The 4,990-nt window shown below is 37.0% G+C and carries 6 protein-coding genes; 1 reads left to right on the top strand and 5 read right to left on the bottom strand.

Translation table 11 applies throughout. From position 1 onward, the window contains the following. Nucleotides 1-447 precede the first annotated feature (447 nt). From AC1P5O_RS16100 to AC1P5O_RS16085, 4 genes are all read right to left on the bottom strand, one after another. Complete coding sequence (locus AC1P5O_RS16100) at nt 448-1,263, bottom strand: hypothetical protein (RefSeq protein ID WP_004282298.1); 816 nt, start codon at nt 1,261-1,263, stop codon at nt 448-450. 81 nt (nt 1,264-1,344) lie between these two features. Continuing rightward, entirely contained in the window at nt 1,345-1,845 is a 501-nt protein-coding gene (locus tag AC1P5O_RS16095; protein WP_004282297.1) for a hypothetical protein, read from the bottom strand. Continuing rightward, nucleotides 1,842-2,771 (bottom strand): MobA/MobL family protein, encoded by a 930-nt coding sequence (locus tag AC1P5O_RS16090; RefSeq protein ID WP_004282296.1) that lies wholly within the window; start codon nt 2,769-2,771, stop codon nt 1,842-1,844. Before AC1P5O_RS16090 ends, AC1P5O_RS16095 begins: the two co-directional genes overlap by 4 nt. Next, nucleotides 2,771-2,926: a hypothetical protein gene (locus tag AC1P5O_RS16085; protein WP_004812002.1), complete on the bottom strand. Its 156-nt coding sequence runs from the start codon at nt 2,924-2,926 to the stop codon at nt 2,771-2,773. The genes AC1P5O_RS16090 and AC1P5O_RS16085 overlap by 1 nt, the downstream gene beginning before the upstream one ends. Nucleotides 2,927-3,205: 279 nt before the next feature. Here AC1P5O_RS16085 and AC1P5O_RS16080 point away from each other — a divergent pair, with 279 nt between their 5' ends. Beyond that, a complete protein-coding gene (locus tag AC1P5O_RS16080; protein WP_004282303.1) occupies nt 3,206-3,625 on the top strand; it encodes a conjugal transfer protein TraD in 420 nt (139 codons plus the stop codon). On the opposite strand, the gene AC1P5O_RS16075 is transcribed toward AC1P5O_RS16080, so the two are convergent. After that, on the bottom strand, nt 3,626-4,234 hold the full coding sequence (locus tag AC1P5O_RS16075; protein ID WP_004282301.1) for a LysE family translocator: 609 nt from the start codon (nt 4,232-4,234) through the stop codon (nt 3,626-3,628). It abuts the gene before it with no gap. Nucleotides 4,235-4,990 lie beyond the last annotated feature (756 nt).

The raw sequence follows: 4,990 nt of genomic DNA, 5'->3' as shown, positions 1-4,990 counted from the left end.
TGCGAGGGTTTCCCCAACATGCAACTTAACAAGTCCTATGTAACTACTCCTAACGCTCCGCCTATGTGAAGTTCCCCTGTAAGCGGTTTAGCCTTTCGACTATAGCTACAATACGCCAGTGACACTTATTCCTACCACACGTACTGCATGCCGACCGTAAAACGGACACGCAGAAGCGGGCAAAGCTCGATCTAGGATGCTTATTTGATGGTTTAAAACACGAATTAACGAAGACTTATCATTTTGAGGCTTGATATAAACACTGTTTATTGTGAAAATAGAGTTCAGGTACAAGCCTTTTGGTGAAATCATAACGGTCGTCAAACCTTATGATCTTCGTTACTTGATGTTGTAGCATCAAATAACTGCGTACCGCTGAATTTACTTGAAAACCCCTCTAAGTTGCAAGACTTAGAGGGGTTTTTGTTTAGAATTTTACATTACAAGTTACTTATCCTTGTTTAAAGCAAATTTTCGCTTCTTAATCACAGTAAGTGGCTTTTCTTGTGGAGCCATATTTTTCTGAATGGTTCCCTGCTTCATCTCTACTGGGACAGCACTATTTTCAGTAGTCTTTGGACTAGATTCTTTAGGCTTTGACTCTGTTGGCTTTTGCAAAGTTGCTTCCTTATTTTTAATTTTTATATAAATTTTATGAGCAACTGTATTGTGCTCCTTAATTTCCCTGTTCTTATCAGCCAATTTTTTATACTGTTCTTTAAAAGGTTTTATAAATTTTTTGATAGCTGATAAGAACACGGCTTCTTCAGGATATATGTCCGCTAATGTCTTAGGTGTTTCCTTTTGCACGAAATTGATGAGATCGGCTGGAAATTTATTAAGAATCTCTGGAGTAGCAAAGCTTACAAAATCATAGTCATGATAAGAAATTACAGCATATCGGGTATTTTTCTTAGTCGGACTTTTAATATAACCTTTGACTGTTGCCTCCCCTTGATCAAGTAACTTTTTCAAATAGAAATCTTTGATTTGGTTTTCTATAAGCGCATTACCTCTATAGAACCTAAGCTTCTGACTGATTTCCGCCTGTTCTTCCAGGTTGTCTTCATCAACAAGTTTTAGCTGTTCGGATTGGTCAAGGAATTGAGCATAATTATATTGAGCAAGTTCGGATGTCCAAATCAGTAACTGATCAAGGTTTTTAGGCATAGGAACTTTCAAATCATTCAAATCAAGCTTTTTAATGGGCGCAAGTTCTTCTTCCTTAAACTCTGTTCTTTCTAAACTTGATTGCTTTAACATAATAATTTCCTTAACTTCCACTAATTTTAAACATAATAAAAATTATAAATGAGTGCTTAGAGCCTTCATTTTCAGATTCAGCTATTTGGGGTCAATAACGCATAAATCCCCATGCTTCCCATAGCCACACTGCTCTTTCATCACTCGGACGCAGGGCTTGGACTCTTCTCCAACGGCACAACTTTGAATATCAAACTGAATACCTTGCTGCCTTAAACTCTCGATCTTTGGAATATTCTCTAAAGGCTTAATATAAGATGCAAATAGCCACGTCATAGTCAGTATGAGAACTGAAAAAACACCTAAGAAAGTGGTGATTAACTTCCATGAAAATTGATCATTGGCTGATTCAATCGAGTTTTTCAAGCGTCCAAGCGCTTTAGCGGTCTTAATAAGTTCTGCTGTACCGTCCTGTAAGCCCTCATTTACCGCTTTTGATATAGTGTGGTGGGTTTGCCCAGCAATAGTGCTTTGAATGTGTTCTTTCGTGATTTGAAGCTCTTTAACGGCCTGATTGACTAGGTTCTGCTGTTGTTCTGCAACTGCCATCAGTGCATATAGCTTTTTTTCATCAGGTGTCATCGGCTCATCCCTCTAAACTTCATTGTTTTCTGTTGCTCTCTTTCTAATTTCTGCTGCTGTTTGTACTGTTCCAAAGCAAGCTGTTTAAAGCTGTCAAAATCAGCCTTAAAGCTCTCAATACCCTGTTTAATTTCTTTATCTGAAATTGGGCTGTTTTTGAGGTCTTTCAGGTCTTTTTTAGGGTCGCCTAAATCTAGTTGCTCAAGCTCTTTATAGGCTATACGTGACTGTTGCAAGGCTTCCCTGATTTCAGGGTCTTTAGCTTGGCTTGGTAATAGTTTCTTTTCGGGTTCTTTCTCTATGCCTTGCTCTTTGTAGCTTCGCATATCAATACGACTGTCAATTTGGTGTTTTTCTAAATGGCTGTTGCATAAATCAGCCCATCTTTGGCGTAGGTCTTTAATATCAGTTTTTCGTTCCTGGTAACCCTTGCCCGTATTGTCTTTTTTAGCTCCGCCACGTTCAGGATTCTTGGCGTTATAGCGTTTGAAATATTGCTCTGGATCTCGTTCGATTCCATCTTGCAGACGTTCATTAAACATGAGGTGAACGTGAGGCTGATCCTTGCCGTCCATTGCTTTAGGGTTATGAATCGCAAATTGATACGGATATTTTGAGCCGATCTCAGACTGAATGAAGTCCTCAACCAGTTCTAGGCGTTGCTCGGCATTCATCTCTCTAGGCAGGGCAATTTCATATTCTCGATAGGTACTGCCATTTTTACGCTCGTAAAGGTCGGCTGCCTGCCAAAAGGTAATCGGATTATGTTCAGCCCATTTCGGCATGTTTCCATAAGCACTATGTTCAAGATCAGTTTCTGCCTGTTCCTGTTTCAGCTTCTTTTCTTCATCCCGATCTATATATTCGGCATGCGGTGCTGCTTTACCTGCCTTACCGACTTTGACACTTAAACGAGCAATCGCCATTAGGTTTTATCCTGTTCCTTTTTTCGGTTGCGCTCTTTCTTAAACGCTCTTTGATCAAGTATCGAAGCCCACATCATAATGATGATGATTAGCGGTGCTGCGATCACGCCAAAAGTAATATCTTTGATTTTTCCCAATACCTGTTTTAGTTGCATGCTGTTGCTCCTAGCTTTGGTACTTATTTTTTTCATTCAATTTTCAATTGAACGAAAAAAATAAGTTTCAGGGTTTTAGGGATGAAGTCCCTAACGTGCTTAGGTTTCTCAATGAAATTGAGAAACGTCTAAGCGCGCCATCAAATTTTTGATGGAAGTGCAGGCGACAATCTCTAGAACGACTTTAACAAAATTACGTTACTCGAACGTAAATATTTTGTTATCGTTCTTTGAGTATTGAGCCTGTAATTTTGCGGTATCTGAATCAAGGAATTAAATATGAATAATGAATGGCTATTTGAAAAAATCACCTATATTTCTGCTTTAAAGAACCCTAATGATGCTCAAAAACTTTTACTTGAATTAGCCAAAATTCAGTACAGAACACCTGACCAAGAGAAAAAAATTAATGCCTTAATCAAAGCTGAAAAAGCAATAGATCGAGCAAATAAGCAAAAAGTTGCAGTTAGAAAATTATTGAATGCAGAAAAGGAAGCTGAACGAAAAGCTCGTACACGCCACCTTATCCAATTAGGCGCACTTTTTGAGATTGCTAACCTAGATCAGCGTGATCCTGCAGAATTACTTGGAGTTCTGCTTAAAACTGCTGAAATCGACCCAAATGATATGAAATGGGAAATTTGGAAGGATTTAGGACAAGCTGTCCTAAATCATAATAAGAAAAAAAATAGAGTCTAGTTACCTTATTATCAGGAACATAGCTATACTAGCCATACATATAGCGCTTATACGATTAAGATAAAGTAGATTAGTTTTATCCTTAAAAAAATATAATAATTTAACTCCCAATAATCCATATATTGTCATACAAATTATATCTATCATCGAAGAAGCGATACCTAGAACTATGTATTGATAAGATATATTTAAATTAGGATCAATAAATTGGGGTAAAAATGCAATAAAAAATACAAGTACTTTAGGATTAGAAATTGCTGTTAAAAAACCTTTTATAGGTAATCTATATATATTATGAGTATCATCTTTATGTTCAGAAATACTGTTTTCTGATTTCCATATCATATACGCGATAAAAATTAAGTAGAAAAATCCTAGAGTTTTTATTACCTCAAAAATTATAGGAAAATCATCAATTATTTGTTTTAGTCCAAAACCAATAGCACAAATAATCAGAAAATCAGCTATCGCTGCTCCAATACTAGCTAGAAAAACAGCTTTTATAGAATTATTAAGACCTAGATTTAAGGCCAATAAAGATGTAGGGCCAGGTAAAATGGCCCCTATAAAGCAAAAAAAACTATACAAAATAATTGTATAAAGTTCCATATTATTTTCTACTGTGTAGATGTTTTAGGTATTCATAAGTACTTGGTAAACTTTCCAAGAGATTATCCTCACGTTTCTTTAACTCTTGCATATATTCTCGAGCTTTATCATATTTATTATCATAAAGTATTTTTGGATATACTGAGTTTGGATAGGATTTAAACCCTGTAAACATGCAGTAGTAATTGCTATTTGTCCAGAAATTAGAAAACTCTATATCAAAGTCTCCATAATAATCTTCTTCATTTGTAGTAATTGGAGGAAAATAAAGTAAAACTTTTCACAAGAAAAGTAAAATAAAAAAATAGCCTAAGGCAAGTTAGTTTTTTCTAAAGCTCATATATAAAAGAAAAACAAATGAACTCAACCTCTCAACCGTTTCCAAAGCGTCGCACTTCGTGCTTTGGCTTTGGAAACGGTTGAGAGAGTTTCGGCAATACTCACCCTAAGGGCAGCCATTTGAAAAAATGACATATCCCCTAAGTATTGCCGATTTACCTGTATATATTTGGCTTCGGAGCCACGTATATCGGTCGTATCCGCACATAGCTTTGCTGACTATGCAGACAAGGACTCAAAGTCTTGCACCTCGCTCCACGCGCTCCCTGTCGTTACATTGCCTGTATCTCTGCGAGGGTTTCCCCAACATGCAACTTAACAAGTCCTATGTAACTACTCCTAACGCTCCGCCTATGTGAAGTTCCCCTGTAAGCGGTTTAGCCTTTCGACTATAGCTACAATACGCCAGTGACACTT

The organism is Prolinoborus fasciculus (assembly GCF_056724605.1).
Note: the sequence above shows the minus strand (reverse complement) of the source record. Positions and strands in the feature narration are given on the sequence as shown.

Coding starts and splice junctions, on each gene's coding strand:
- AC1P5O_RS16095 (WP_004282297.1), bottom strand. CDS start 1,845: ATGACACCTGATGAAAAAAAGCTATATGCACTGATGGCAGTTGCAGAA.
- AC1P5O_RS16080 (WP_004282303.1), top strand. CDS start 3,206: ATGAATAATGAATGGCTATTTGAAAAAATCACCTATATTTCTGCTTTA.
- AC1P5O_RS16090 (WP_004282296.1), bottom strand. CDS start 2,771: ATGGCGATTGCTCGTTTAAGTGTCAAAGTCGGTAAGGCAGGTAAAGCA.
- AC1P5O_RS16100 (WP_004282298.1), bottom strand. CDS start 1,263: ATGTTAAAGCAATCAAGTTTAGAAAGAACAGAGTTTAAGGAAGAAGAA.
- AC1P5O_RS16085 (WP_004812002.1), bottom strand. CDS start 2,926: ATGCAACTAAAACAGGTATTGGGAAAAATCAAAGATATTACTTTTGGC.
- AC1P5O_RS16075 (WP_004282301.1), bottom strand. CDS start 4,234: ATGGAACTTTATACAATTATTTTGTATAGTTTTTTTTGCTTTATAGGG.